At 62.1% G+C, this 26252-nt stretch carries 23 protein-coding genes; 15 read left to right on the plus strand and 8 right to left on the minus strand.

What is annotated here, in order from left to right; genetic code table 11:
* Nucleotides 1-79 precede the first annotated feature (79 nt).
* Both yedA and CRN80_RS12980 read left to right on the plus strand, forming a co-directional pair.
* Nucleotides 80-976 carry a drug/metabolite exporter YedA gene (gene yedA / locus CRN80_RS12975; RefSeq protein ID WP_003194388.1) on the plus strand — a complete coding sequence of 299 codons (897 nt, stop codon included), beginning with the start codon at nt 80-82 and terminating at the stop codon, nt 974-976.
* Nucleotides 977-1024: 48 nt separating this feature from the next.
* Nucleotides 1025-2359, plus strand: coding sequence for a DEAD/DEAH box helicase (locus CRN80_RS12980; RefSeq protein WP_056791984.1), 1335 nt, complete (start codon nt 1025-1027; stop codon nt 2357-2359).
* A 123-nt stretch (nt 2360-2482) separates the two neighbouring features.
* Here CRN80_RS12980 and CRN80_RS12985 read toward each other — a convergent pair whose 3' ends face one another.
* Nucleotides 2483-3709, minus strand: a complete 1227-nt coding sequence (locus CRN80_RS12985) for a TIGR03862 family flavoprotein (RefSeq protein WP_098950296.1) — start codon at nt 3707-3709, stop codon at nt 2483-2485.
* Nucleotides 3710-3880: 171 nt separating this feature from the next.
* Entirely contained in the window at nt 3881-4801 is a 921-nt protein-coding gene (locus CRN80_RS12990) for a histone deacetylase (RefSeq protein WP_098950297.1), read from the minus strand.
* 77 nt (nt 4802-4878) lie between these two features.
* On the opposite strand from CRN80_RS12990, the gene CRN80_RS12995 reads away from it, so the two are divergent.
* The 3 genes from CRN80_RS12995 to CRN80_RS13005 all read left to right on the plus strand — a co-directional run bounded on the left by CRN80_RS12995 (nt 4879) and on the right by CRN80_RS13005 (nt 7061).
* Entirely contained in the window at nt 4879-5448 is a 570-nt protein-coding gene (locus tag CRN80_RS12995) for a GNAT family N-acetyltransferase (protein ID WP_014720044.1), read from the plus strand.
* A 159-nt stretch (nt 5449-5607) separates the two neighbouring features.
* On the plus strand, nt 5608-6477 hold the full coding sequence (gene tesB / locus CRN80_RS13000; protein ID WP_032895201.1) for an acyl-CoA thioesterase II: 870 nt from the start codon (nt 5608-5610) through the stop codon (nt 6475-6477).
* Nucleotides 6474-7061: an HAD family hydrolase gene (locus tag CRN80_RS13005; protein ID WP_098950298.1), complete on the plus strand. Its 588-nt coding sequence runs from the start codon at nt 6474-6476 to the stop codon at nt 7059-7061. The genes tesB and CRN80_RS13005 overlap by 4 nt, the downstream gene beginning before the upstream one ends.
* Nucleotides 7062-7194: 133 nt before the next feature.
* Here CRN80_RS13005 and CRN80_RS13010 read toward each other — a convergent pair whose 3' ends face one another.
* The 3 genes from CRN80_RS13010 to CRN80_RS13020 are packed head-to-tail and all read right to left on the minus strand — an operon-like array spanning nt 7195 to nt 9516.
* Nucleotides 7195-8169, minus strand: a complete 975-nt coding sequence (locus tag CRN80_RS13010; RefSeq protein WP_098950299.1) for a hypothetical protein — start codon at nt 8167-8169, stop codon at nt 7195-7197.
* The gene (locus CRN80_RS13015; RefSeq protein WP_056791996.1) at nt 8170-9057 is read right to left on the minus strand and encodes a neutral zinc metallopeptidase; all 888 of its coding nucleotides are present in this window, start codon (nt 9055-9057) and stop codon (nt 8170-8172) included.
* A gap of 45 nt (nt 9058-9102) precedes the next feature.
* Nucleotides 9103-9516 carry a lipoprotein gene (locus CRN80_RS13020; RefSeq protein ID WP_032895205.1) on the minus strand — a complete coding sequence of 138 codons (414 nt, stop codon included), beginning with the start codon at nt 9514-9516 and terminating at the stop codon, nt 9103-9105.
* A gap of 199 nt (nt 9517-9715) precedes the next feature.
* On the opposite strand from CRN80_RS13020, the gene CRN80_RS13025 reads away from it, so the two are divergent.
* The gene (locus CRN80_RS13025) at nt 9716-10594 is read left to right on the plus strand and encodes a DMT family transporter (RefSeq protein ID WP_098950300.1); all 879 of its coding nucleotides are present in this window, start codon (nt 9716-9718) and stop codon (nt 10592-10594) included.
* Here the strand turns inward: CRN80_RS13025 and CRN80_RS13030 are convergent, their stop codons facing one another.
* Nucleotides 10595-11929 carry an MFS transporter gene (locus CRN80_RS13030; RefSeq protein ID WP_003194368.1) on the minus strand — a complete coding sequence of 445 codons (1335 nt, stop codon included), beginning with the start codon at nt 11927-11929 and terminating at the stop codon, nt 10595-10597.
* Between the two features lie 226 nt (nt 11930-12155).
* Between CRN80_RS13030 and quiC the strand changes: the two genes are divergently transcribed.
* On the plus strand, nt 12156-14057 hold the full coding sequence (gene quiC, locus CRN80_RS13035) for a 3-dehydroshikimate dehydratase QuiC (protein ID WP_098950301.1): 1902 nt from the start codon (nt 12156-12158) through the stop codon (nt 14055-14057).
* 77 nt (nt 14058-14134) lie between these two features.
* Complete coding sequence (locus tag CRN80_RS13040) at nt 14135-14800, plus strand: TetR/AcrR family transcriptional regulator (RefSeq protein WP_014720036.1); 666 nt, start codon at nt 14135-14137, stop codon at nt 14798-14800.
* Between the two features lie 179 nt (nt 14801-14979).
* On the opposite strand, the gene CRN80_RS13045 is transcribed toward CRN80_RS13040, so the two are convergent.
* Together CRN80_RS13045 and aroQ are read right to left on the minus strand one after the other, a co-directional pair.
* Entirely contained in the window at nt 14980-15828 is an 849-nt protein-coding gene (locus CRN80_RS13045; RefSeq protein WP_098950302.1) for a shikimate dehydrogenase, read from the minus strand.
* The gene (aroQ, locus tag CRN80_RS13050; RefSeq protein WP_003194361.1) at nt 15828-16274 is read right to left on the minus strand and encodes a type II 3-dehydroquinate dehydratase; all 447 of its coding nucleotides are present in this window, start codon (nt 16272-16274) and stop codon (nt 15828-15830) included. Before aroQ ends, CRN80_RS13045 begins: the two co-directional genes overlap by 1 nt.
* Nucleotides 16275-16480: 206 nt before the next feature.
* Here aroQ and CRN80_RS13055 point away from each other — a divergent pair, with 206 nt between their 5' ends.
* The 7 genes from CRN80_RS13055 to CRN80_RS13085 all read left to right on the plus strand — a co-directional run bounded on the left by CRN80_RS13055 (nt 16481) and on the right by CRN80_RS13085 (nt 26184).
* Entirely contained in the window at nt 16481-17002 is a 522-nt protein-coding gene (locus CRN80_RS13055; protein WP_032895209.1) for an RNA polymerase sigma factor, read from the plus strand.
* A gap of 63 nt (nt 17003-17065) precedes the next feature.
* On the plus strand, nt 17066-18064 hold the full coding sequence (locus CRN80_RS13060; RefSeq protein WP_098950303.1) for a FecR family protein: 999 nt from the start codon (nt 17066-17068) through the stop codon (nt 18062-18064).
* A 200-nt stretch (nt 18065-18264) separates the two neighbouring features.
* Nucleotides 18265-20919: a TonB-dependent receptor gene (locus tag CRN80_RS13065; RefSeq protein ID WP_098950304.1), complete on the plus strand. Its 2655-nt coding sequence runs from the start codon at nt 18265-18267 to the stop codon at nt 20917-20919.
* 81 nt (nt 20920-21000) lie between these two features.
* A complete protein-coding gene (locus tag CRN80_RS13070; protein WP_003194354.1) occupies nt 21001-21621 on the plus strand; it encodes a heme acquisition protein HasA in 621 nt (206 codons plus the stop codon).
* Nucleotides 21622-21791: 170 nt separating this feature from the next.
* Nucleotides 21792-23540 (plus strand): type I secretion system permease/ATPase, encoded by a 1749-nt coding sequence (locus tag CRN80_RS13075; RefSeq protein ID WP_098952606.1) that lies wholly within the window; start codon nt 21792-21794, stop codon nt 23538-23540.
* Nucleotides 23537-24859, plus strand: a complete 1323-nt coding sequence (locus CRN80_RS13080; RefSeq protein ID WP_098950305.1) for an HlyD family type I secretion periplasmic adaptor subunit — start codon at nt 23537-23539, stop codon at nt 24857-24859. Before CRN80_RS13075 ends, CRN80_RS13080 begins: the two co-directional genes overlap by 4 nt.
* Nucleotides 24856-26184: a TolC family outer membrane protein gene (locus CRN80_RS13085; protein ID WP_098950306.1), complete on the plus strand. Its 1329-nt coding sequence runs from the start codon at nt 24856-24858 to the stop codon at nt 26182-26184. Before CRN80_RS13080 ends, CRN80_RS13085 begins: the two co-directional genes overlap by 4 nt.
* Nucleotides 26185-26252: the final 68 nt, after the last annotated feature.

Consider the following 26252-nt stretch of genomic DNA (forward strand, 5'->3'; position numbering starts at 1 on the left):
TTAAACAGGTTTTGTAACTTAAGTTTATCCACCTTCGTTTCTAGAATAAGTCTCCCATTTCCTGCCATAGAGCCGCCCAATGCCTGGCCCACGTCGCTTTCCCTTACCGTTGATCGCCGCCTTTTTTGCGTTGTATGTGATCTGGGGTTCCACCTACCTGGTGATCCGCATTGGCGTGGAGTACTGGCCGCCGTTGTTGCTGGCGGGCATTCGGTTTTGCACGGCGGGCGCGTTGATGTACGGCTTTCTCAGGTGGCGCGGGGTGCCGGCGCCGACCTGGCCGCAGTGGAAGGCGGCCGGGATGATCGGCATTTTGTTGCTCACCGTGGGCAATGGTGGCGTGAGTGTGGCCGAACATATGGGCGTGTCGTCCGGCGTGGCCGCGCTGGCGGTGGCGACGGTGCCGCTGTTTACCTTGCTGTGTGGGTTTTTCTGGGGCGCGCGTAATACGCGGCTGGAATGGGCCGGGGTGCTGCTGGGGATCATCGGCATCGCCATGCTCAACATGGGCAGTACCTTGCAGTCGAGCCCACTGGGCGCGGTGTTGCTGTTGATGGCAGCGGCGTCCTGGGCCTTCGGCTCGGTGTGGAGCCGCCACTTGCCGCTGCCCCAAGGCGCCATGGCCAGCGCCGCGGAAATGCTCGTGGCCGGCGTCGCGCTGCTGATCGTCAGCGCGTTGTCTGGCGAGCACCTGCAGGCCATGCCGCCGCTGGAAGGCTGGCTGGCCCTGGCGTACCTCACGGTGTTCGGCTCGATCATTGCCTTCAACGCCTATATGTACCTGCTCAAGCACGTACGCCCGGCGGCGGCGACCAGCTATGCCTATGTGAACCCGGCCGTGGCCGTGTTACTGGGGATTGTGTTCGTGGGTGAGAGCATCGGCCTGGAAGAAGCCCTGGCGATGCTGGTGATCATCAGCGCGGTGTTGCTGATCAGCCTGCCCCAATGGCGCAAGCCCAAACCGGAAATAAGGTAAACTGCCGCGCATTACGCCCTTGCGCTGAATTTTTCCTACGGTAACTACATGACTTTCGCCACCCTTGGCCTGATCGAACCCTTGCTGCGCGCCCTTGAGACGCTTGGCTACCAGACCCCGACGCCGGTGCAGGCCCAAGCCATTCCGGCCGTGCTGGCCGGTCGCGACCTGATGGCCGCGGCCCAGACCGGCACCGGCAAGACCGCAGGTTTCGCCTTGCCGCTGCTGCAACTGCTGACCCTGGAAGGGCCGAAAGTCGCCGCCAACTCGGCGCGTGCGCTGATCCTGTGCCCGACTCGCGAGCTGGCCGAGCAGGTTCACGCCAGCGTTGCCGAGTACGCGCAACACCTGCCGCTGACCACTTACGCAGTGTACGGCGGCGTGAGCATCAACCCGCAGATGATGAAGCTGCGCAAGGGTGTGGACATTCTGGTCGCCACCCCTGGCCGCCTGATCGATCTGTTCCGCCAGAACGCACTGAAACTCAACCAGCTGCAAACCCTGGTGCTGGACGAAGCCGACCGTATGCTCGACTTGGGCTTCTCCGAAGAACTGGCGAACATCTACCGCATGTTGCCGAAAAAGCGCCAGACCCTGCTGTTCTCCGCGACCTTCTCCGATGACATTCGCCTGCTCGCCGGGCAGATGCTCAACGACCCGCTGAGCATCGAAGTCAGCCCACGCAACGTCGCCGCCAACACCGTCAAGCAGTGGGTGGTGCCGGTGGACAAAAAGCGCAAGCCGGAGCTGTTTGTGCACCTGATGCGCAAGGGCCGTTGGAAGCAAGTGCTGGTGTTCGCCAAGACCCGCAACGGCGTGGACGCCCTGGTGGACAAGTTGCAGGGCCTGGGCATCAACGCCGACGGCATCCATGGCGACAAACCCCAAGCCACCCGCCAACGCGCACTGGACCGCTTCAAGGCCAGCGACGTGCAGATCCTGGTGGCTACTGATGTAGCGGCCCGTGGCCTGGATATCGAAGACCTGCCGCTGGTGGTCAACTTTGACCTGCCGATCGTGGCCGAAGACTACATCCACCGCATTGGCCGTACCGGGCGTGCGGGCAACACCGGTGAGGCGATTTCCCTGGTGTGTGCCGATGAGGTGAACATGCTCTCGGCCATCGAGATGCTGACCCGCCAGACCCTCACCCGCAAAATGGAGCCGGATTTCGAGCCGGAGCATCGCGTGCCGGACACCGATGCCAGCGGGCAGGTGGTGAAGAAACCGAAAAAGCCGAAGAAGCCTAAGGCCTCTGGCGGTGGCGGTAAGCGCAACCTGGGCAAGTGGGTGGACAGTGGGGAAGTGGCCCCGGCCGAGCCTTCGATCAAGCCGGTGCGCAAGGTGCCGGTGTTTAACACCGGGCCGCGTAAGAAGAAGTAAGCTTTTAGGGGGCTTTGATGGCCCCTTCGCGAGCAAGCCCGCTCCCACATGTTGATCTGTGAATACATTCAAACTGTGGGAGCGGGCTTGCTCGCGAAGACGGACTTGGACTCACTGAAAGTTTCAGCGGTTAAGCCACTCCAACATCCCCAGCCCAGCCGCCCGGCCACTGGCAAAACAGCCGGTCAGCAAATACCCACCGGTCGGCGCCTCCCAATCGAGCATTTCCCCCGCACAGAACACCCCAGGCAATGGCTTGAGCATCAACCGCTCATCCAGCGCTTCAAACGGCACACCACCGGCCGTGCTGATCGCCTCATCCATCGGTCGCGTCCTCACCAGCGTCAGCGGCAACGCCTTGATATCCACCGCCAATTGCGCCGGATCGGTGAAGTGTTCAGCAGGCGTCAGCTCGCGCAACAACGCCGCCTTCACGCCATCCAACCCCAACTGACTGTGCAAGTGCTTGCTCATCGACCGCGAGCCACGGGGCTTGGCCAATGCGGCCTGCACCTTGTCCAGCGGCTTGCTGGGCAGCAAGTCGATATGCACCGTGGCCGCACCGTCGCGGTTGATCGCTTCGCGAATCGGCGCTGACAAGGCGTAGATCAAGCTGCCTTCAATACCGGTGGCAGTGATCACACACTCGCCCAGCCGAGGTTTGTCGTCTGCCAAGCCAATGGCGACGTTTTTCAACGGTGCGCCGGCGAATTTGCTGACCATCAACTCGCTCCACGCCGACACTTCAAACCCGCAGTTGCTCGGTTGCAGCCGCACATAGGGCAGGCCTTTGCCTTCAAACAGGTTAAGCCACGCACCGTCGGAGCCCAGGCGCGACCAACTGCCGCCGCCCAGGGCCAGTAGCAAGGCGTCGCTGTGGACAACTTTTTCGCCCTCCGGGCTGTGGATAAGTAAATCGCCCTCGGCATTCCAACCCGTCCAACGATGCCGGGTGTGGATAACCACACCTTGCTCCCGCAGGCGCTTGAGCCAGGCGCGCAACAGGGGCGCGGCTTTCATATCGGTAGGAAATACGCGGCCAGAGGTGCCGACGAAGGTTTGAATGCCCAGGCCATGAATCCATTCGCACAACGCCTCGGCGCCAAAGCTGCGCAGCAGCGGCGCCATGTGCGGGGCGCGTTCGGCGTAGCGCGACAGGAACGCCGGGTAGGCTTCGGAGTGGGTGATATTCATACCGCCCACGCCGGCCAGCAGGAACTTGCGCCCCACCGATGGCATGCCGTCGTACAGGTCCACGCGCACGCCCGCCTGGCTCAAGACTTCGGCGGCCATCAGCCCGGCGGGGCCGCCGCCGATAATGGAGACGTGGTGGGCAGAAGTCTGAGGCATGGGCAGGGCTACGGTGGTATGAATAGGCCGAGCATTCTACCCGACCACGACGCCGCTGCCTGATCAAAAAACGTACACTTTCCTACAGGCCATACGGCCAAACGCTTGCAGCCGCTTACGCTCAAGTTATCCACAGGCCGTTCCACAGGCATTGTGGGTAACGCTCACACTTCAATGACAACCTGATGACGTCCATACCCGCTGCGCGCTGTGGTGCAGGATGCCATGGCGGCGGGCGAGGGCGGGGCGGTCCTTGCTGTAGCCGCCACCGATTACGCCCATCACCGGAATGTCGCGGCCCAGGCAGTGGCGCATCACGCTTTCATCACGGGCGGCGACGCCGGCGTCTGTCAGCTTGAGGTAACCGAGGGCGTCGTCCTTGTGCACATCCACGCCGGCGTCGTACAGCACCAGGTCTGGCTGGTAGAGCGGCAGCAGGTAGTTGAGCGCGTCATCCACCACCTTGAGGTAGTCGGCATCGCCCATGCCCATGGGCAGCGGGATGTCCCAGTCGCTCTGGGCCTTGCGGGCCGGGAAGTTCTTTTCGCAGTGCAGCGACACGGTGATGGCCTCCGGCGTGTCGTGGAGGATGCGTGCAGTGCCGTCGCCCTGGTGCACGTCGCAATCGAAGATCAGCACACGATTGACCCGGCCGCTGGCCAACAGGTAATGGCTGATCACCGCCAGGTCATTAAAAATGCAGAAACCGGCCGGATAATCGTAATGGGCATGGTGGGTGCCGCCCGCCAGATGGCAGGCCAGGCCATGTTCCAGGGCTTGTTCGGCGGCCAGGATCGAGCCGCCCACCGCACGCACCGTGCGCCGGGCCAGGGCTTCGCTCCAGGGCAGGCCGAGGCGGCGTTGGTCTTCGCGGGACAGTTCGCCGCCCATGTAGCGTTCGATATACCCAGGTTCATGGGCCAGGGCCAAAATGTCTGCCGGGCATAGCGACGGGCGCAGCAATTGGCTGTCTTCGGTCAGGCCGCTGTCCACCAAGTGGTCACGCAACAGGCGAAACTTGTCCATGGGGAACCGGTGGTCCGCCGGGAACTCAGGGCTGTAGTCTTCGTGGTAGATCAATGGCAAGGGCATGGGATTTTCTGACGGGAACCTGCGAAGGATCTTAACAGCGCTGTACACTCACGCACATGGCAAGGCAGGGGGGACCCATGGAGCCGATACTGGAATTGGAAAGTGCACGCTTGGTGCTGCGCCAATGGCGCGACAGCGACCTGCCGGACTTTGCGCGCATGTGCGCCGACCCGCAGGTAATGCGCTACTTCCCGGCGCAATTGAGCCACTTGGAAAGCGCGGCGCTGATCGGCCGGATACGCGGGCATTTTGCTGAATATGGCTTTGGTTTCTGGGCTTTGCAGCGCAAGGACACCGGTGAGTTTATCGGCCTGACGGGGCTTGCGAATGTCAGCTTCGAAGCCGGCTTTACCCCGGCGGTGGAGATCGGCTGGCGCCTGGCCCGTGAGCATTGGGGCCTGGGTTATGCCAGTGAGGCCGCCTGGACGGCGTTGCGCTGTGGTTTTGACCGCCTGCAACTGGACGAAATCCTGGCTTTCACCACCGAGAGCAATCTGCCCTCACAAAAAGTCATGCAGGCCATCGGTATGCATTACGATCCGCAGGCAGATTTTGAACACCCGAAAGTCGCAGCCGGTGACCCGCTGCGCCCTCACGTGTTGTACCGCATCACCCGCGCCCAATGGTTGGACACGCTGCACGGATAAGCAGGCGGTCATGCTCAACAGAAACCCGTAGGAGCGAGCTTGCTCGCGAAGAACGCAAGAGCGCTGCGGTAAACCAGAAGCGCTGCGTCATCGTTAACGACCTTCGCGAGCAAGCTCGCTCCTACAGGTAGATACCGTTTTGCTTTGAGGAGAGTTTCAATGAGCCAAGTATTGGAAGATCTGGTGGACTTGCTGACCCTGGAGCCGATCGAGGAAAACCTCTTTCGCGGCCGCAGCCAGGACCTGGGCTTTCGCCAACTGTTCGGTGGCCAAGTGCTCGGCCAATCGCTGTCGGCGGCCAGCCAGACCGTAGACGAAGCGCGGCATGTGCATTCCCTGCACGGTTATTTCCTGCGCCCTGGCGATGCCGCGTTGCCGGTGGTGTATTCGGTGGACCGCGTGCGCGATGGCGGCAGTTTCAGCACGCGTCGTGTCACCGCGATTCAAAAGGGCAATCCGATCTTCACCTGCACGACCTCGTTCCAGTACGACGAAGAAGGCTTTGAGCACCAGACCACCATGCCGGTGGTCGTGGGCCCGGAAAACCTGCCGTCGGAGCTGGAGCTGACCCAGCAGCGTGCGCACCTGATCCCCGAGCACATGCGCGACAAGCTGCTGTGCCCCAAGCCCATCGAAGTGCGCCCGGTCACCGAAAAAGACCCGTTCAACCCGCAGCCGTCCGACCCGGTCAAGTACGTGTGGTTTCGTGCCGACGGTGCCTTGGCGGACACGCCAGCGCTGCATAAATACCTGCTGGCCTATGCCTCGGACTTTGGCCTGTTGACCACCTCGCTGCTGCCCCATGGCAAGACCGTGTGGCAGAAAGACATGCAGGTCGCCAGCCTCGATCATGCGCTGTGGTTCCACGCCGACCTGCGTGCCGATGACTGGTTGCTGTACGCCATGGACAGCCCGTGGGCCGGCAATTCCCGAGGTTTCTCCCGGGGCAGCGTGTACAACCGCGCCGGGCAACTGGTGGCGTCGGTGACCCAGGAAGGTTTGATCCGCCATCGCAAGGATTGGGCATGAGCCTTTGCGACGTTAAGCACTGGGTGTTCGACATGGACGGCACGCTCACGGTGGCGGTGCATGATTTTGCGGCTATCCGCGTGGCGCTGCAGATCCCGCCTGAAGACGACATTCTCACGCACCTCGCGGCATTGCCGGCAGATGTCGCAGAGGCCAAACATGCCTGGTTGCTGGAGCATGAGCGCGAACTGGCGCTGGGTTCCATTGCGGCCGAAGGTGCCGTTGAGCTGGTACGGGAATTGGCCGGGCGCGGTTATCGCTTGGGGATCCTGACCCGTAATGCGCGGGAATTGGCGCATATCACCCTGGAAGCGATAGGCCTGGCGGACTGCTTTGCCATTGAGGATGTGCTGGGGCGCGATGATGCGCCGCACAAGCCGGACCCGGGTGGGTTACTGAAGCTGGCGGCGGCTTGGAACGTAGCACCGAGCCAGATGGTTATGGTTGGGGATTATCGCTTTGACCTGGACTGTGGCCGGGCGGCGGGGACCAAGACGGTGTTGGTGAACTTGCCGGACAACCCGTGGCCGGAGTTGGCGGATTGGCATGCCGAGGATTGTGCGGCGCTGCGCCGAATGATCTAACCCAGGCGACAGAGATCAAATGTGGGAGCTGGCTTGCCTGCGATAGCGGACTGTCAGTTGATAGCGTGTCGACTGACCCACCGCTATCGCAGGCAAGCCAGCTCCCACATTTTTTATTGGGTTTCGTCAGTGATTACTGGGCGAACAGCACCTTTTCTCCCTCTGGCGAGGTAAACATCTTGTCCCCGTCATGCCCCACCCCCGGCACTTCTACCAGCCTGTGAGCCAACTGCGGATGCCGCTGCTTGAGGTAGTCAAAGTAGTTGTGGCCACGAATCAGCCGGTACGCACCCTGGGCCTCGGCTTCGCAGCTTTTATCCAGCGCCGGGTGGTTGGGGTCGGTGTCCTGCTGGCCCAGCAGGTAAGTGATATCCCGTGACACGTAGGCCTGTTCCAGTTGCTGGGCGCCTCGGTCACCCACGTAATCCGGCAGGTTTTGCATGCCGTACTTCCAATCGTTGAAGCCCGGGCAACTGGTCGCATCGAACTTCACCGGGCGTTGCGGGCTGAAGTACGCATAGGACGACGGGTTAGCCACCACATACCGCAGGCGGATGCCTTCGGTGTTCAGCAATGGGTGGTCGTGGCCGGTGAGGGCGAAGCGCTGCACCACTTGGCCGCCGCCAGAATGCCCGGCGACCACGATTTCTTTCAGTGCCGGGAACAGTTTGCGGTTGCCCAAGTGCTTGATGATCTGGTCCAGAGCGCCATAAGAGCTGATCTGCCCTGGGCCGGTGGACGCTTCGCCGGCCATCCAGTCGTTGCCCTTCCAGCGCAAAACCTGATCGTCCAGGTGGTTACGCTTCACGTCCGTTTGATTGAGAAACTGCGGCGCGATCACCAGCGTACTGCCGCCCGCCCCGGCATGCTCGGCGGCGTCGATGCCGCTTTGCAGGTAGGTTTGCGCATTGCGCAGGCGGCCATGCACGATGATCAATGCGCGCGTGACCTTGGGCAGCGGTTGGCGCCAATCCTGGCTCAGGCCCAGGCTGAGGTCGCCGGCCTCCAGATGAAAGCGATCGGGGCTGACCACCTTGACGCCGTGTTCGGCCGCGAAGGTGCAGCAGGACACGAGCACACCCAGCAGTAACCCCAATCGTTTGATCATTTAAAGACTCTTGGCCGCGAAGGTATCGCATTGAGTGATCTGGCCCTGGGCGAAGCCGGTCTTGAACCAGCGCACGCGCTGGGCCGAGGTGCCGTGGGTGAAGGAGTCCGGTACCACGCGTCCCTGGCCCTGCTGCTGCAAGCGGTCATCGCCGATGGCATTGGCCGCGTTCAGGGCTTCTTCAATATCGCCGGGTTCCAGCCAGTTCAGGCGTTTTTGCGCATGGTTGGCCCACACGCCGGCAAAGCAGTCGGCTTGCAGTTCCTGGCGAACCAGCAGGCCACCGTCGCCTTCCATCTGCCGACCCTGTTGGCGCGCCGTCTGGATCTTGGACGAGATGCCCAGCAACGTTTGTACGTGATGCCCGATTTCGTGAGCGATCACGTAGGCCTGGGCGAAGTCACCGGCGGCCTGGAAGCGTTGCGACATTTCCCGGAAGAAGTCCAGGTCCAGGTACACCTGCTGGTCAGCCGGGCAGTAGAACGGGCCGCTGGCTGAGGTGGCGCCACCACAGGCAGAGTTGACCCGGCCACGGAACAGGATCAGTTTCGGGTTCTTATAGGCCAGCCCGTTTTCCTGGAACACTTGGCCCCAGGTGTCTTCGGTATCGCCCAGCACAGCGCGCACAAAGTCGGCTTGCTCATCGTTGGCTGGCGGCGCTTGACGCGGCTGGGTGCTGACCGACGGCGCCTGTTCCATCTGCCCGGTCAATTGGCCGAGGATCTGCATCGGGTCCTGGCCGGTCAACCAGCCAATGCCGACGATCAGCACGATGGCCGTGAGGCTCAGGCCCTTGCCGCCGCCGAAGCGCATACCGCCACCGCCGCCGCCACTGTCATTACGGGCATCCACCACGTTGTCGCTGCGTCGGCCTTTTTTCCATAGCATGGGAGCAATCCTCTGTGTGCTAACCGTGATTGATTATGGTCGGTATTAACGGCAATAGCCTTCGCCAGTGGCAACGATCAGGCAGTCTTTTTTATCTGCCAGCCACTTCAAGCCGGTGGCGGCGCCATCGCCAGCGCGCAACAGCTGCGGGCCGTCGGGGCGGGTGAAGGCGATGCCGTCGTCAGTGGCTTCACCTTTGAAGGTGCCAGCGTCATCGGCGTCGAGGCCGTATTGCATGGTCAGCAGGTAGTGGCCACGGCCAATGCTGTCGTCCTTGGCGATGGTCAGGTGCAAGCCTTCGACACCGATCCACTTGCCGACCCATTTATCGGTGGGCGGGGTCTCTGGCACCAGAGTCGCTTGCACGGAAGCGGGCGCGGGCTTGGGGGCTTCTTTCGGGGCTTTATCGCAAGCAGCGAGCAGGGCGAGGGCAGACAGGGCAAAGAGGATTTTTTTCATAGCGGCAAGGCCTTGGTTAAAAAGTGTGCAACGCCGGGGCGAGCGTGCAGCGTTGGACTCGGATCCATCGATTTAGTGCGCTGTTCGCCCGGTGTTTGGTTATGCTCTTGGGGCAGACTCCGGCCCGGCTGCTAGATTACCGGGTTGAGCGCTACTTGGTTCAGTGCTCAGCGTCCCGCTCGCCACACAAGAGAATTCAATGACAGTCAGTACCCCGCTCTCCGGCGTCAACCATCCGTTCAAAGGCATCCTGCTGATTGTGCTGGCGACGTTCCTGTTCTCCAGCCACGACGCCTTGTCCAAATACCTGGCCGGGTTCTACCCGATCGTGATGGTGGTGTGGGCGCGGTACATGGTGCACACCTTGCTGATGGCCGGGATCTTCCTGCCGCAATCGGGCCTGCGCGTGTTGCGCAGCAAGCGGCCGGGCATGCAGGTGGTGCGGGCGCTATGCCTGTTGGGCACCAGCCTGTTCTTTACCACGGCGCTGCATTACATCCCGTTGGCCGAAGCCACGGCGGTGAACTTCCTGGCGCCCATCCTGGTGACGGCGCTGTCGGTGCCGTTGCTGGGTGAGCACGTGACCCGTGGCCAGTGGCTGGCGGTGATCTGCGGGTTTATCGGCGTGGTGATCATCATCCACCCCGGCGGCGAGTTGTTTACCCCAGCGGTATTGCTGCCGCTGTGCTCGGCGTTGTTCTTCTGTTTCTACCAGTTGCTCACGCGCATCCTCAGCCAATACGACAGCCCGACCACCAGCAACTTCTTCGCCGGCCTGTGCAACACCTTGGTGATGAGTGCGATGGTGCCGTTCTTCTGGCAAGTGCCGACGCTGTGGCACGCGGTGATGATGCTGGCGCTGGGCACCTGCGGGATGACCGCGCACTTGATGCTCACCCAGGCGTTCCGCTTCGCGGCGCCGGCTTTGCTGGCGCCGTTTGGCTATTGCCAGATCGTGTTCGCGGGATTGTTGGGCTGGCTGGTGTTCAGCCATACCCCCGATATGACCACGATAGTGGGTATCGGGGTGATCTGCATGAGCGGGTTGGCCGCTGCCTGGCAGCAGCGGCGGCGTTAGTTAAACGTCTACGGTTGGGATCTTGCGCGGCGCCATGAAGTACATCCACACCAGGGCGATGAAATACATCGCCGGGATCAGGGTGAACAAGATCGTGTAGTTGTTGTTGGTCACCGTGAGGATATGGCCGACGATCTGGGTCATGAACATGCCGCCGATGGCCGCGCACATGCCGCCGAAGCCGAACACCGTGCTCATCATGTGCTTGGGCGTGTAGTCCATCACCAGGCTCCAGATGTTGGCGGTCCAGGCCTGGTGCGCGCCGATGGCCAGGGAGATGGCAAACACCGCGACCCACAGCTGGCTGGAGCCCGCCGCCATGATCACGCCAACGATGCAGCAAGCGAACAGCAGCATCGACAACAGCCGCGCCTTGATCGAGTTCATCCCACGGCCAATCAGGAATGACGAAAGGATCCCGCCCCCCACGCTGCCAAAGTCGGCGGTGAGGTAAATGATGATCAGCGGAATGCCCATCTGCGTCACGTTGATGCCCAGGTTGTATTGCTGGTTCAAGAACGGCGGCAGCCAATACAGGTAGAACCAGAACACCGGCGCGGTCAGCGAGTAGGCGAGGGCGAAGGCCCAGGTGCCGCGCATGCGCAGGATGCGGCTGAACGGCACGCGGGGTTGTTCCGGTTCGACTTCCTGTTGCACGTAGTCCAATTCGGATTGTTTAACGGTGGGGTGGTCTTCCGGGTTGTAGTACTTCAAGCCCCAGAGCACCAGCCAGATACCGCCCAGTGCCGACATGCACAGGAACGCCGCCTGCCAGCCCCACACGTGCAGGATCAACGGCAGCAGCATGGGCGTCATCATTGCGCCGACGTTGGTGCCGGCGTTGAAGATGCCGGTGGCCACTGCACGTTCACCCGCCGGGAACCACAAGCGTGTGGTCTTGACGCAGGCCGGGTAGTTGGCCGCTTCGGTCAGCCCGAGGATAAACCGGCAGACCATAAAGCCGACCGCCGAGGTGGCCAGGCCATGGGCGCCGGTGGCCAGGCTCCACAGCAGCACGGCGCAGAAGAACACACGTTTGACGCCAACCCGGTCGATCAAGCGGCCTTGCAGCACAAAGCCGATGGCGTAGCCGACCTGGAACCAGAAGTTGATGTTGGCGTAGTCCATCGCCGTCCAGCTCATTTCCTTGGCGAGGATCGGTTGCATCACGCCCAGGGCGGCGCGGTCGATGTAGTTCAAGGTGGTGGCGAAGAACACCAGGGCCAGCATGCCCCAGCGCGTTTTACCCACGGCCAGGGCACCGCGGATCTTGTCGCCGATACCGGCGTGCGGGTTGCCCGGGCGCGCGGCCAGGGCTGGATTTTGCAGAGGCATGAGGTTTGTACCCGTTTTTTGAAATTCTTATGGTGTGTTCTGGGTCTTTGTTACGTGAACGAATTGCCCGGTCGATGGTGCGCAGTGGCTAAAAAGTCGTCAATTCGCCAAAGGGGCTTAGTGTTCGATAATCGCACCAAAAACTAACCGGTTCGTACATTTTAATTGCTGCCTGTAGGCTGGGGGCGAATAATTTGCCACAAACAACAATTGCCGGGAGTCTTCCATGCAACGTTCTATTGCCACTGTGTCCTTGAGCGGCACCCTGCCGGAAAAACTCGAAGCCATTGCCGCCGCCGGGTTTGATGGGGTGGAGATCTTTGAGAACGACTTGTTGTATTACGACGGCAGCCCCCGGGAAGTCAGGCAGATGTGTGCCGACCTGGGCATCGCCATCACCCTGTTCCAGCCGTTTCGCGACTTCGAAGGCTGCCGCCGCGATCGCCTGGCGCGCAACCTGGAACGTGCCGAACGCAAATTCGATTTGATGCAGGAACTGGGCACCGACCTGGTGCTGGTGTGCAGTAACACCTCGGCCGACAGCGTGGGCGACGAACGTATTCTGCTCGATGACCTGAGCCTGCTGGCCGAACACGCCGGCAAGCGCGGCCTGCGCATCGGCTATGAAGCCCTGGCGTGGGGCAAGCATGTGAACACCTGGCAGCAGGTGTGGAACCTGGTGCGTCAGGTCGACCACCCGAGCCTCGGTGTGTTGCTCGACAGCTTCCACACTTTGTCGCTCAAGGGCGACCCGAGTGCCATCGCCCAGATCCCCGGCGACAAGATTTTCTTCGTGCAAATGGCCGACGCACCGATCCTGGCCATGGATGTGCTGGAGTGGAGCCGGCATTTCCGTTGCTTCCCAGGCCAGGGCGAATTTGACTTGGCGGGCTTTCTCGCGCCGATCATCAAAAGTGGCTACACCGGGCCCTTGTCCCTGGAAATTTTCAACGATGGCTTCCGCGCCGCGCCGACCCGTGCGAATGCGGCGGACGGATTGCGCTCGTTGCTGTACCTGGAAGAAAAAACCCGCCAGCGCCTGGCGCAGGAAGCCCCCGCTGCGCCGGTGGACATCCTGTTTGAAACCCCGGCGGCCAGCGAGTACGACGGGATCGAATTCCTGGAATTTGCCGTGGATGAAAGCCTCGGCGCCAAGCTGAGCAATTGGCTGGAACGCCTGGGTTTCGCCAAGGCCGGCCAGCATCGCTCGAAGAATGTGAGCCTGTTGCGCCAGGGCGATATCAACCTGATCCTCAACTGCGAACCCTATTCCTTCGCCCATAACTTTTTCGAGGCCCATGGCCCGTCGTTATGCGCCACGGCGGTGCGGGTCAAGGACAGTGCCAAGGCCCTGGAGCGGGCGGTGGCCTACAAGGGCCAGCCTTATCGCGGCCTGGTCGGCCCCAACGAGCTGGAATTGGCCGCCGTACGTGCGCCGGACGGCAGCCTGATTTACCTGGTCGACCCCAGCGAAGGCGGGCTGTACGACACCGATTTCAACCTGCAGGCGGCCACACCCGCCAGCGGCGGCTTGTTGCGCATCGACCACATGGCCATGGCCTTGCCGGCCGACAGCCTCGACAGTTGGGTGCTGTTCTACAAGAGCCTGCTGGATTTCGAAGCCGACGATGAAGTGGTGTTGCCCGACCCTTACGGCCTGGTGAAAAGCCGTGCATTGCGCAGCCGCTGCAGCTCGATCCGCCTGCCGCTGAATATCTCCGAAAACCGCAACACCGCGATTTCCCACGCGCTTTCCAGCTATCGCGGTTCGGGTGTGCACCATATTGCCTTTGACTGCGCGGACATTTTTGCTGAGGTGCGCCGGGCCAAGGAAGCCGGTGTACCGCTGTTGGATATCCCGCTCAACTACTACGACGACCTGGCGGCGCGCTTCGATTTTGACGATGAGTTCCTCAGCGAGCTGGCGTACTACAACGTGCTGTACGACCGCGACGCCCAGGGCGGTGAGCTGTTTCATGTGTACACCGAACCGTTCGAAGGGCGGTTTTTCTTCGAGATCATCCAGCGCAAGCACGGCTATGCCGGCTACGGCGCGGCCAACGTGGCGGTGCGTCTGGCGGCGATGGCCAAGTCGCGCAGCGGTGCGGTGCGCCAGGCCCGTTTATAAGGGCAGGGTGGGTGCTTCCTTCGGGGAGCGCCGCGGCCCATAATCAGCGCCTGCACAACAATGGCCGTGAGCGCACCATGACCTCGAGTCCCGATCTCCCCGCGGTAGCTGACGCACCGCGCAAGAGTCGCAAGAACAATCCGGAAAAGACCCGCGAAAATATTCTGCAAGAAGCCATTGTCGAGTTTGTTCAGCAGGGCCTGGCCGGCGCACGCGTGGACGCCATCGCCGAGCGCATCCATACCTCCAAGCGCATGATCTATTACTACTTCGGCAGCAAGGAGCAGCTATACGTCGAGGTGCTGGAGAAGCTCTACGGCGATATCCGCAACACCGAAACGCGCATGAACCTCACCGCCCTGGAACCCCGTGAGGCGATTCGCCGGTTGGTGGAATTTACCTTCGATCACCACGACCAGAACGTGGACTTCGTGCGCATCGTCAGCATCGAAAATATCCACAACGCCGAGTACGTCAAGCGCACCGAGACCATCAAGGCGATGAACAGCAAAATCCTGGAAGGGCTGGGGGAGACCTTGCGCCGCGGGGCTGAGTTGGGGCTGTTTCGCGAAGGGCTGGAACCGCTGGATGTGCACTTGCTGATCAACTCGTTCAGCTTTTATCGGGTGTCCAACCGGCACACCTTCAGCGAGATTTTCCAGATCGAGCTGTCGGATGAGGCGATCAAGCAGCGCCATCGGGAGATGATTTGCGAGTCGGTGTTGCGCTACCTGCAAGCCTGAGAACACCCGTTTTCAAGATCGAATTCAGCTTGCCCCAATGTTGTAGGAGCGAGCTTGCTCGCGAAAAACGTCAACGATAACGCGTGCTTGCTGAATGAACGCGGCGCCTGTGAGTTTTTCGCGAGCAAGCTCGCTCCTACAGCGTTGGGGCACACCCACATTTTGATGGGGTTGCATCCCTAGGTATTCATGCTCTGGAAATGCGCCAGCATCCTGTCTGCATCCGCCATTTCACCGCAGAACAACTCAAACGCCTTCACCGCCTGAAACACCGCCATATTGCCGCCATCCAACGTACGGCAACCCAAGGCGCGAGCGTCACGTAGCAGTTGGGTTTCCAGCGGGAAGTACACGATCTCCGCTACCCACAATTCAGCCCGCAATAATGCGGCTGGCACCGGCGTGCCGGGCAGCTTGGCCATGCCCATCGGCGTAGTGTTCACCAGGCCATCGGCTTCGGCCATGGCGTTTTCCAGGTGGCTGCCGACTTGAGCGCTACCGGCACCGAACTGCCGGGCAAGGTTATCCACAAGGTCCTGGGCGCGGGTGCGGTCGACATCGAAGATGCTCAACTGCTCCACACCTTCTGCCAACAGTGCATGGGCCACTGCCGCGCCCGCGCCACCGGCGCCCATTTGCACCACGCGTTGGCGCGGTACGTTATGCAAGTTGCGCCGAAAGCCTTCGGCGAACCCCAGGCAGTCGGTGTTATGGCCAATGCGCTTGCCATCCTTGAACACCACCGTATTGACCGCGCCAATGCCCCGGGCCTCATCGGAGAGTTCATCGAGCAGCGGCAGGATCGCCTGCTTGCACGGGTAGGTAATGTTTAGCCCGGTGAAGTGCATCAGCTCGGCGGCCCGCAGTAATTCTGGCAGGGCGTTGAGGTCCAGGTGCAGCGGCTCCAGGTCGATCAGGCGATACAGGTAACGCAAGCCCTGGGCGTCGCCTTCCTGTTCGTGCAGCGCCGGGGTGCGTGAGGCCTGGATACCGGCGCCGATCAGGCCGGCGAGAATGCGTGGTTTCATCAGGTGCGTCCCTTCAGCGTATGGCTGAAATGTTCCAGGGCCAGGTGGTAGCCATGGCTGCCAAACCCGGCCAGCACGGCCTTGGCGATCGGTGACACAAACGAGTGATGACGAAAGGCTTCACGGGCGTGCACGTTGGATAAATGCACTTCGATCACCGGCACTTCACTGGCCACCAGGGCATCACGGATCGCGACCGAGGTGTGGGTCCAGGCCGCCGGGTTGATCACGATACCGGCGCAGCGGTTGCGGGCCGCGTGGATCCAGTCAAGCAATTCGCCCTCGTGGTTGGTCTGGCGAAACTCGATGGTCAGCCCGAGTTTGTCGGCGCTGCGCCCACACAGGGCAGCAATGTCGGCCAGGGTTTCATGGCCATAAGTGGCAGGCTCGCGGGTGCCGAGCAGGTTGAGGTTGGGGCCGTTGAGCACCAGCACGATGGGCGGCATAGAGGCTTCTCCACAGTTCTTATTGGTTGTGGAGTCAAAATGTACTGGTTGGTTAATTTGGTCAATGGATGGCGGCGGTTCTGTTCGGTGATCGAACGTTTAATCAAGGCAAACGCTAGGCTCAATCGGATTAGATATCAATTGAAAATCATTCTCGACAACGCTTAAGATGCCCGCCTGTTTCCTTAACATTCCAGGGAGTCGGTTTGTCGGACGTGGATCTCAAGGGCCTGTTTCTCAAGCACGCCGATACGCTGCGCGGGTATTTGGCCCGCAGGGTACGGGACCCGCAACTGGCCGCAGACCTGGTGCAGGAGAGCTTCCTGCGCCTGGCAGAAAAACCGGCCGGTGAGCGTATCGACAACTCCCAGGGTTATCTCTATCGAACGGCGAGCAATCTGCTGATCGACCATATTCGCCAGGAAGCACGGCGCAAGACCGACACCGTGCCCCACGAGGCGCTGGCCGAGATTGAAGATGACGTGGCCGGGTTGGAGGCTCAGGCAATGGCGCAGCAACAGCGGCAGGCATTGAAGCAGGCGCTTTCGGAATTGCCGGCGCGCACCCAGCAGATTTTCCGCTTGAACCGTATCGAAGGCATGACCCACGCTCAGGTCGCCCGGCATCTGGACATTAGCGACAGCAGCGTGCAAAAGCATCTGGCCAAGGCCTTGGCGTACGTGATGCAGCGCTTGCAGGAAGGCGAGGTGACGCCATCCGACCAATGAATTACCGAAATACGCCAGGCCAGACGTCACAGCGTCTATATAACGAGAATTCGAGATTCACACGTGAATAGCCAGGGACCGCAACAGCACAGCATTACCGAGGCGGCCGCCGAGTGGGCGGTGCGTCTGCACGCCGGTGCCTTGAGCGAACAGGAACAAGCCGAACTGCGCCAGTGGATCGCCCGCGACAGCCGCCACGAAGCGGCCCTGCGGTTTGCCGAGCAGACCTGGGCGGCGCTGGGCGAGGTGCACAAGGACGAGGCTGTACACCGACAGCGCCCGCCCGCGGCCGCTACATCCTTGCGCCGCGCCAAACGTCGACGGCCGTGGCAACGTGCGGCCGCCGTGGCGCTGATCGTGGTGGCGGCGGGCATCGGCTGGGTACGCGGGCCGGATGCCTTGCTGCGCTTGCAGGCCGACTACGTCACGCACAAAGGCGAAGTGCGCACGGTGCACCTGGCCGATGGCAGCGTGGTGGAGCTGGATTCCGACAGCGCCATTCGCCTTGAGTACGACGGCGTACAGCGCGGCGTCAACCTGCTCCAGGGCTCGGCGATTTTTCAGGTGGCGCCGATGGCCGGCGAAGAAACCCGACCGTTCGTGGTGCACAGTGCCGGCGGCCAGACCCGGGCGCTGGGCACACGGTTTGTGGTCGAACGTGAACGCGAGAGCCAGGCCTGGGTGGGTGTGCTGCAACACAGCGTCGAAGTGTCAGTGCCGGCTTCACCCAGAAACGGCCCTGCCGAGCAGGTCCTGCAACAGGGCCAGGCTGCGCGCTACAGCCCCCAGGACGGGGTGGTCAGCCTGGATCAGTTTGATGTGGATCGCGCCACCAGTTGGCACCGTGGTGTGTTGATCTTCGACCGGCAGCCGCTGGCCAAGGTCATCGAGCAACTCAACCGTTACCGCCCCGGGCGTGTGGTGTTGGCTAACGCGGACCTGGGCGAGCGCGAAGTCAGCGGCGTCTTCCGCCTGGACATGCTCGACAGCGCCCTGGCCACCCTGACCCAAGAGCTTCAAGTGCAACGCGTGGAGCTGGCTGGCCTCAGCCTGATCTACTGACCTTCCCCCGTTAAAAACCGATGCCCCTGTAGGCGCGAGCTCGCTCGCGAAAAAACCCAGGGCACCGCGTTTTCGTTGACGTTCTTCGCGAGCAAGCTCGCTCCTGCAAAAAATATTACTGACTTCCCGCGCCTCGCACGTCTTGCTAGGTGAGAAGTATTCGCATAAACAAAAAATGCTCAGCGCAGGGATCACCACCAATGTCAGCACTCACCAAGGGGCGTATCACCGGCAGCCGCTTAGCCCTGGCCATTCACCTGGGGTTGTTCACCGTGGCCGTCCCGGCCTATGCGCAGCCTCCAGTTGCCACGGCCCAGTCCGCCGTGTTGACGTTCGATATTCCTGCGCAATCCCTCGGCAGTGCGGTGCTGGCGTTCGCTGACCAGGCCGGCCTGCAGGTGCTGTTCGACAGCCAGCGCCTGCACGGGCTGAGCAGCACCGCGCTCAAGGGTCGCTTTGACGTGCAGGAAGGCCTGGGCCGCCTGCTCGGCGCCGCCCCGGTGGAGTACCGCTTTACCGGCGATCACCAGGTCACCCTCACCCGGGTGGAACAACAAGCCGGTGCCCTGGCCTTGGCCACCACCACGGTCACCGGCCTGCACCCGCAGGATTGGGTGTATTCAACCCCACGCTCGGTGAGTGTGGTGGGGCGCGAACAGCTGGATCGCAACCCGCCGCGTCATGCCGCCGAGATGCTGGAAGAGGCGCCGGGCGTCTACTCAGCTGTCAGCCAGCAAGACCCAGGGTTGTCGGTGAATATCCGCGGTATCCAGGACTATGGCCGGGTCAATATGTCGGTCGATGGCATGCGCCAGAATTACCAGCAAAGTGGTCACCAGCAACGCAATGGCACGCTGTATGTTGACCCGCAGTTGCTGTCCGAGGTGGTGATCGAAAAGGGCGCGACCTCCACCCAGGGCGGTGCGGGGGTGATTGGCGGGGTGGCTAACTTCCGCACGCTTGAAGCCGCTGATTTGCTCAAGGATGGCAAGCAAATCGGCGGGCGCATTCGGCTCACCTCGGGGCTGGGTGGGCGCAGCAACGGCACGCACTTTATCGGCAGTTCGGCGTTTGCGGTGGGCACCGATGTCTGGGACATGCTGGTGGCCGCCAGCGAGCGTCACCTCGGCGATTACAACCCCGGCACCCGGGGCAGCATTGGCGAGCTGCGTAGCGGCGCGGCGTACATGCCGGCCAGTGAGGAGCGGATCAAGAACTCCACCGTTGCCTATTCGGGCTCGGTGATGCGTTCACGCTTGCTCAAGCTGGGGCTTAATCTTCCGGTTGAGCAGCGCCTGCAACTGAGCTACCTGGTCACCGAAGTCGACTACGACGACGTCAATATGATGACCGCCGAAAAGCCCCAGTTATGGGAAAAGCTCGGCAGCAGCAACGTCAAGGCGCAGAACTTCGCGCTTGATTACAGCTATGCGCCAGACAACCCGCTGATCGACTTCAAGGCCAAGCTCTACCATGTCGATACCCGCAACGACCAATCCACCCTGGCCCGGGGTATCAGCAAGGCTTACGACGTCACCTATCAAACCAATACCTACGGCGTACAGGCGCAGAACCTCTCGACCTTTGCCCTGACGGAACTGGCCACCCTCAAGGCCAACTATGGGTTGGAGTTTTTCTACGACAAGGTTCGGCCGGACTCCAACCAGGGGGTAGAGGCGGGTTCGGCGCTGACGGCCTCGGCGGCGGAGAGCATCACGCCCAAAGGTGATCGCGCCATGGGCAGCCTGTTCGGGCGCCTGGATTTCGACTATGACGATTGGCTGAATCTCAACGCCGGCTTGCGTTATGACCGTTATCGGCTGCGCGGCGATACCGGCTTGAACACCCGCACCTTCATCATCGGCACCACTCGCCAGATCAGTGTGCCCACCACTTACGATGTGGATCGCGAGGAGGGCCGTTTTTCGCCGACGTTTGGCTTGTCGGTCAAGCCGGGTGTGGATTGGCTGCAACTCTTCGCCACCTATGGCAAGGGCTGGCGCCCGCCGGCAGTGACCGAAACCATGGTCAGCGGCCGGCCCCACGGCGGCGGTTCGGAGTCGATTTTCCCCAACCCTTACCTGAAGCCGGAGCGGTCTACGGCGTGGGAAGTCGGCTTCAATGTGCTCAAGGAAGACCTGCTGTTTTCCGATGATCGCGTGGGCATGAAGGTGTCCTACTTCAACACCCGGGTCGATGACTTTTCCTATATGGCCCTGGGCGTACAGCCGCCGGGTTATGGCAACGTCAATATCGGCAGTGCGGCCTATGTGAACAACCTGGAGACCACGCGTTTTCGGGGGCTTGAATACCAACTCGATTACGACGCCGGTTTTGCCTACGGCCAGTTCAACTACACGCGCATGCTTGGCAGCAATAAGTTCTGCAGCAAAACCGCGTGGCTGGGCGGCGTGACCAAGACCCAGAAACGCCCGGGTAACCGTGCACCGGTAGACGCGATGGTGCCGGACGACGCGGCCAATGCCGGCGTGGGTTGCAGCGCGATCCTCGGCTCCTCCGAACACATGCCCATGGACCGCGGCACCGCCACGCTGGGCGCGCGGTTCTTTGAGCGCAAGCTGGACGTGGGTGTGCGTGCCCGCTACAGCGCCGGCTACTACGTCAAGGGCGCCGCCGGGGTAACCACCTCGCAAACCGGCGTCTACCCCGCTGACTGGAAGCCCTACACCGTCTACGACCTGTATGGCAGCTACCGCGCCACCGACCAATTGACCCTGCGCCTGGCCATGGAAAACGTCACCGACCGCGCCTACCTGGTGCCGCTCGGGGATGTGCTGGCCTTCACCCTGGGCCGTGGGCGCACCGTGCAGGGCACCGTTGAATATCAGTTCTGACCGCTTTTGCCCAGTGACGGGCAAAACCACAGCAGGCACCGGCTTGCTGGGGAGTGACCACCCAATGACTTGGAGTTTTGCATGAGCATTTCTATTTCATACAGCACGACCTACGCCGCCAGCACCGTCGCCCAATACCTGAACGACTGGTCGGCTTACTTTGGTGATCTCAACCACCGTGAAGGTTCGGTGAAAGAGGGTGTGAACACCGGTGGTTTCAACCCGGGGCCGTTCGATGGCACCCAATATGGCGTGACAAGCAGCGTCAGCGATGCGGCAGTGGTGGCTGAAGGCAGCCTGCATTACACCCTGTTCAATCCGCCGACCCACACGCTGTGGGGTTCGCTCGACGGCCTGACCCTGGGCGATACCCTCGCCGGCGGCGCGAGCAGCGGTGGCTACACCATCGCCAACCAGGAAGTCAGCTTCACCAACCTGGGCCTGTCGAGCCTGCAATCCGAAGGCCGCGATGGCCAGGTGCACAAAATCGTGTACGGCCTGATGAGTGGCGACAGTTCGGCGCTGGCCTCGGCCATCGACACCCTGCTCAAGGGCATCGACCCAAGCCTGTCGGTCAACTCCACCTTCGATCAACTGGCCGCTGCCGGTGTGGCCCATCAGGAGCCGGCTGCATTTGCGGCTGCCGATGTGGGCCTGGTGGGTATTCAGGACGCGCCGCACGACTTCGCCCTGGCCGCCTGATGCAAAAAAGCCGATGAAAGATCGCTCTTTCATCGGCCTTGCTCGAACACCGTCGCCGCCCGAGTGCTTGCAGGCCAGGGCGGCGGCGGCTGCAAATTCTGTGGGCGCGCCACAGGTGCTGTCAACGCACCGGGCGGGCCCTTGCTTGACTCTTCAATGGGATGCCCTTCATGACTCGGCCCGGTGCCAAGCGCGCGAATGAGATGCTGGCTGCACTCACCGCCTATAAAAGCGCCTTCTTCAACATTGGCCTGTTCTCGGCGGTGATCAACCTGCTGATGCTGGCCCCGGCGCTGTACATGTTGCAGGTGTACGACCGCGTATTGGCCTCGGGCAACCAGATGACCCTGCTGATGCTGACGCTGATGATCCTCGGCCTCTTCGGCTTGATGGGCGCGCTGGAGTGGGTGCGCAGCCAGGTGGTGATTCGCCTCGGTACGCAGATGGACATGCGCTTGAACCAGCGTGTATTCGACGCCGCCTATGAAGCCCAGCTCAAGGGCGGCACCCAGGCGGCGGGCCAGGCCCTGCACGACCTGACCACCTTGCGCCAGTTCGCCACCGGCCAGGCGTTGTTCGCCTTTTTCGATGCGCCGTGGTTTCCGGTGTACCTGCTGGTGATCTTCCTGTTCCACCCCTGGCTGGGCCTGCTGGCATTGGGTGGGGCGTTGCTTCTGATCGCATTGGCCTGGGCTAATCATTATGTCAGCCAGGCACCGATGGCCCTGGCCAGCCAACTGTCGATCAGCGCCAGCCAGCAGGCCACGGCCAACCTGCGCAACGCCGACACCATTGAAGCCATGGGCATGCTCGCCACCTTGCGCGGGCGTTGGTTCAGCCAGCACCAGGCGTTTCTGGTGCAGCAGAACCTGGCCAGTGAAAAGACTGCGGTGGTCACGGCCTGGTCCAAGGGCGTACGCCTGGCCCTGCAATCACTCGTGCTGGGCCTGGGCGCCTGGTTGGCGGTCAACGGCGACATAACGCCGGGGATGATGATTGCCGGCTCGATCCTGATGGGACGTGTGCTCAGCCCCATCGACCAGTTAATCGGCGTGTGGAAACAATGGGGTTCGGCGCGCCTGGCCTATGAGCGTTTGTCGTTGATGCTGCAAGATAACCCGGCGCGGCCGGTGCGCATGAGCCTGCCCGTGCCCAAGGGCCAGGTGAGCGTGGAGCAGATCAGCGCCTGCGCGCCCGGCAGCCGACGTCCGGCGTTGGCAAACCTGGGTTTCAGCCTGCCGGCGGGGGATGTACTCGGTGTTATCGGCCCGTCGGGGTGCGGCAAGTCCACCCTGGCGCGGGTGCTGGTGGGGGCCTGGGCACCCTTGGCCGGCAAGGTGCGCCTTGATGGCGCCGACCTGGCCCTGTGGGACAAGCAACAACTCGGCCCGCATATCGGTTACGTGCCCCAGGACATCCAGTTATTCGCCGGCAGCATCGCGCAGAACATCGCGCGTTTTGAAGCGGTGGAGGCCGACACCGTCCTCGCCGCCGCGCAAATGGCCGGCGTGCATGAATTGATTCTGCAACTGCCCCAGGGCTACGACACGCAACTGGGGGAGGGCGGCGCGGGCTTGTCCGGCGGGCAAAAGCAGCGGGTGGCCCTGGCGCGTGCGCTGTATGGGTTACCGGCACTGATCGTGCTGGACGAGCCGAACGCCAACCTCGACGAAGTGGGCGAACAGGCGTTGCTGCAGGCGATCACCCAGCTCAAGCAGCAGCGCCGCACCTTGATCCTGATTACCCACAAACCCAACGTGCTGAGCCTCACCGACCAGTTGCTGATCCTCAAGGATGGCCAGATGCAAGCGTTCGGCCCCACAGCGCGAGTGCTGGAGGCGCGGCAAAAAACTGCGGCAAACAAACCGGTCTCGACCATGAGCATGAGCTACCGCCTCGGTGCAGGAAAACCCGCATGAGCCAGAGCAAGCCCATTTTGCTCAGTGACCCGTCTAACGTGCTGGCGCTGGATGACAAAAAATACTCACGCCTGGGTTGGTGGCTGGTGCTCGGCGGCTTTGCCGGGTTCCTCGGCTGGGCGGCATTGGCTCCGCTGGACAAGGGCGTGGCGGTGCCGGGCAAGGTCATGGTGTCGGGGCATCGCAAGACGGTGCAACACCCGGCGGGCGGGATCGTCGAGCGTATCCAGGTGCGTGACGGTGACCGGGTCAGCGCCGGCCAGGTGCTGTTACGTTTGAAGCAAACCCCGTTGCGCGGGCAAATGCAGTCACTGCGCAGTCAATACCTGGCGTCGCTGGCCAGCGAAGCGCGCTTGAGTGCCGAGAGTGAAGGCTTGCAGACCATTGTGTTCAGCCCCGAGCTGCTGGCCGATCCCGACGCCGCCAATACCCTGAGCCTGCAACGCCAGCTATTCAACAGTCGTGCCCAGGCACTGGCTACCGAACAGGCGGGCCTGCGTGAAACTATCGCTGGCTTTGAGGCGCAGTTGCGCGGCACGCGGGCCTCCCAGGCAAGCAAGGTTTTGCAGCGCGCGGCGTTGAATGAGCAACTTCAAGGGCTGCGCGAGTTGGCGCGCGACGGCTACATCCCGCGCAATCGCCTGCTCGACAGCGAGCGTCTGCATGCGCAAATCGACGGCGCTATTGCCGAGGATGTCGGGCGTATCGGCCAGTTGCAGCGCCAAGTGCTGGAGCTGCGTTTGCGCATCCGTCAGTTGGGTGAAGATTTTCAGAAGGACCTGCGCAGCCAGTTGGCCGAGACCCGCACCCGCAGCGACGACTTGCGCAATCGCCTGGCCTCTGCCGAATTCGAACTGGCCAACAGCCTGGTCCGCGCACCGGCGTCTGGCGTGGTGGTGGGGTTGCAGGTGTACACCGAAGGCGGGGTGATCCAGCCCGGCCAGGCGCTGATGGATATCGTGCCCGAGGGCGAGCCACTGCTGGTGGAAGCACGGGTGCCGGTGCAGATGATCGACAAGGTGCACCCGGGTTTGCCGGTTGAATTGATGTTTTCGGCGTTCAACCAGTCCACCACGCCACGGGTGGCGGGCGAAGTCACCTTGGTCTCGGCCGATCGCCAGGTGGATGAGCGCACCGATGAACCGTATTACACGCTACGGGCCCAGGTCAGCGCGGCGGGCATGCAGCAACTGGACGGCGTGCAGATCCGCCCGGGCATGCCGGTGGAAACCTTCGTCAAGACCGGTGAGCGTTCGATGCTCAACTACCTGTTCAAACCCTTGCTGGATCGCACCCATATGGCCCTGGTGGAAGAATGAAGGCGTTTTTGTTCACCCTCTGTTTAAGCTGTACACCGGCGGCGCACGCCCTGGGGTTGTTGGATGTGTATGACTTGGCGCTGCGCAACGATCCAACCTTTCAAGCGGCGATTCAGGCGCGGGAGGCCGGGCAAGAAAACCGCGTGATCGGTCGGGCGGCGCTGCTGCCGAACCTGTCATGGAGCTACAACAACTCGCGCAATGAGTCCGAAGTCACCCAGAGCACGGCGCTGGGTAACGTCACCAGCGACCGCAATTACCGCAGCTACGCCGCGGCCCTGACCTTGCAGCAACCGCTGCTCGATTACGAAGCCTATGCGCGTTTTCGCCAAGGCACCGCCCAGGCGTTGATGGCCGATGAGCGTTTTCGCGGCAAGAGCCAGGAGCTGGCCGTGCGGGTGCTGGGCGCCTACAGCCAGGCTTTGCTGGCACAAGAACGCATCGAATTGAGCCGTGCCCAGAAACGAGCGTTTGCCGAGCGCCTGCAGCTCAATGACCGTCTGCTCAAAGGCGGTGAAAGCACGCGTACCGATGTGCTCGAAACCCAGGCGCGACTGAGCCTGGCCCAGGCCGAAGAGATCGAAGCCGTGGATGCCCAGGACAGTGCCTTGCGTGAGTTGGAAGCCATTGTCGGCCAGCCGCTGCAAATCGAAGAACTGGCGCCCCTGGCGCGCCCATTTGAGATCGCGCCGCTTGAGCCCAACCGATTCGAAACCTGGCGTGAACTGGCCATGGCCAACAACCCTGAACTCAAGTCCCAGCACCACGCGCTCGACGTGGCCTCTTATGAAGTGGAACGCAAGCGCGCCGGGCACTTGCCCAAGGTCAGCCTGTACGCGACCAGCCGCAAGACCCATTCCGATTCAGAAAGCAGCTACAACCAGAAGTACGACACCAACAGCGTCGGCATCCAGGTCAGCCTGCCGCTGTTTGCCGGTGGCTCGGTCTCGGCCTCCACCCGTCAGGCGGCCAACCAACTGTCCCAGGCCCAATACGAGCTGGACGCGCAAACCGCTGCCACGTTGGTGGAGTTGCGCAAGCAATTCAACCTCAACACCAGCGGCGCGGCCAAGGTGCGGGCCTATGAAATGGCAGTCAGGTCCGCCACGGCACTGGTCACCGCCACCCAGAAAAGCGTCAGTGGCGGCGAGCGGGTCAACCTCGACGTTCTCGACGCCGAACAACAACTGTTCATCGCCCGGCGTGACCTGGCCAATGCCCGGCATGCCTACCTGCTGGCGCGCATTCAGTTGAAGTATTACGCGGGGTTGCTGAGCGAGCAGGACTTGCGGGCACTGGCCGGGTATTTCCAACCCTCGGCATGAGTGGTTACAACCCGGCATTCGCCGGGTTTTTTGTGGTGACTAATCTGTGAAACAGCTTCGGGAATAGG

Origin of the sequence: Pseudomonas sp. FDAARGOS_380 (assembly GCF_002591235.1) — a bacterium.
GTDB lineage: Bacteria > Pseudomonadota > Gammaproteobacteria > Pseudomonadales > Pseudomonadaceae > Aquipseudomonas > Aquipseudomonas salmasensis.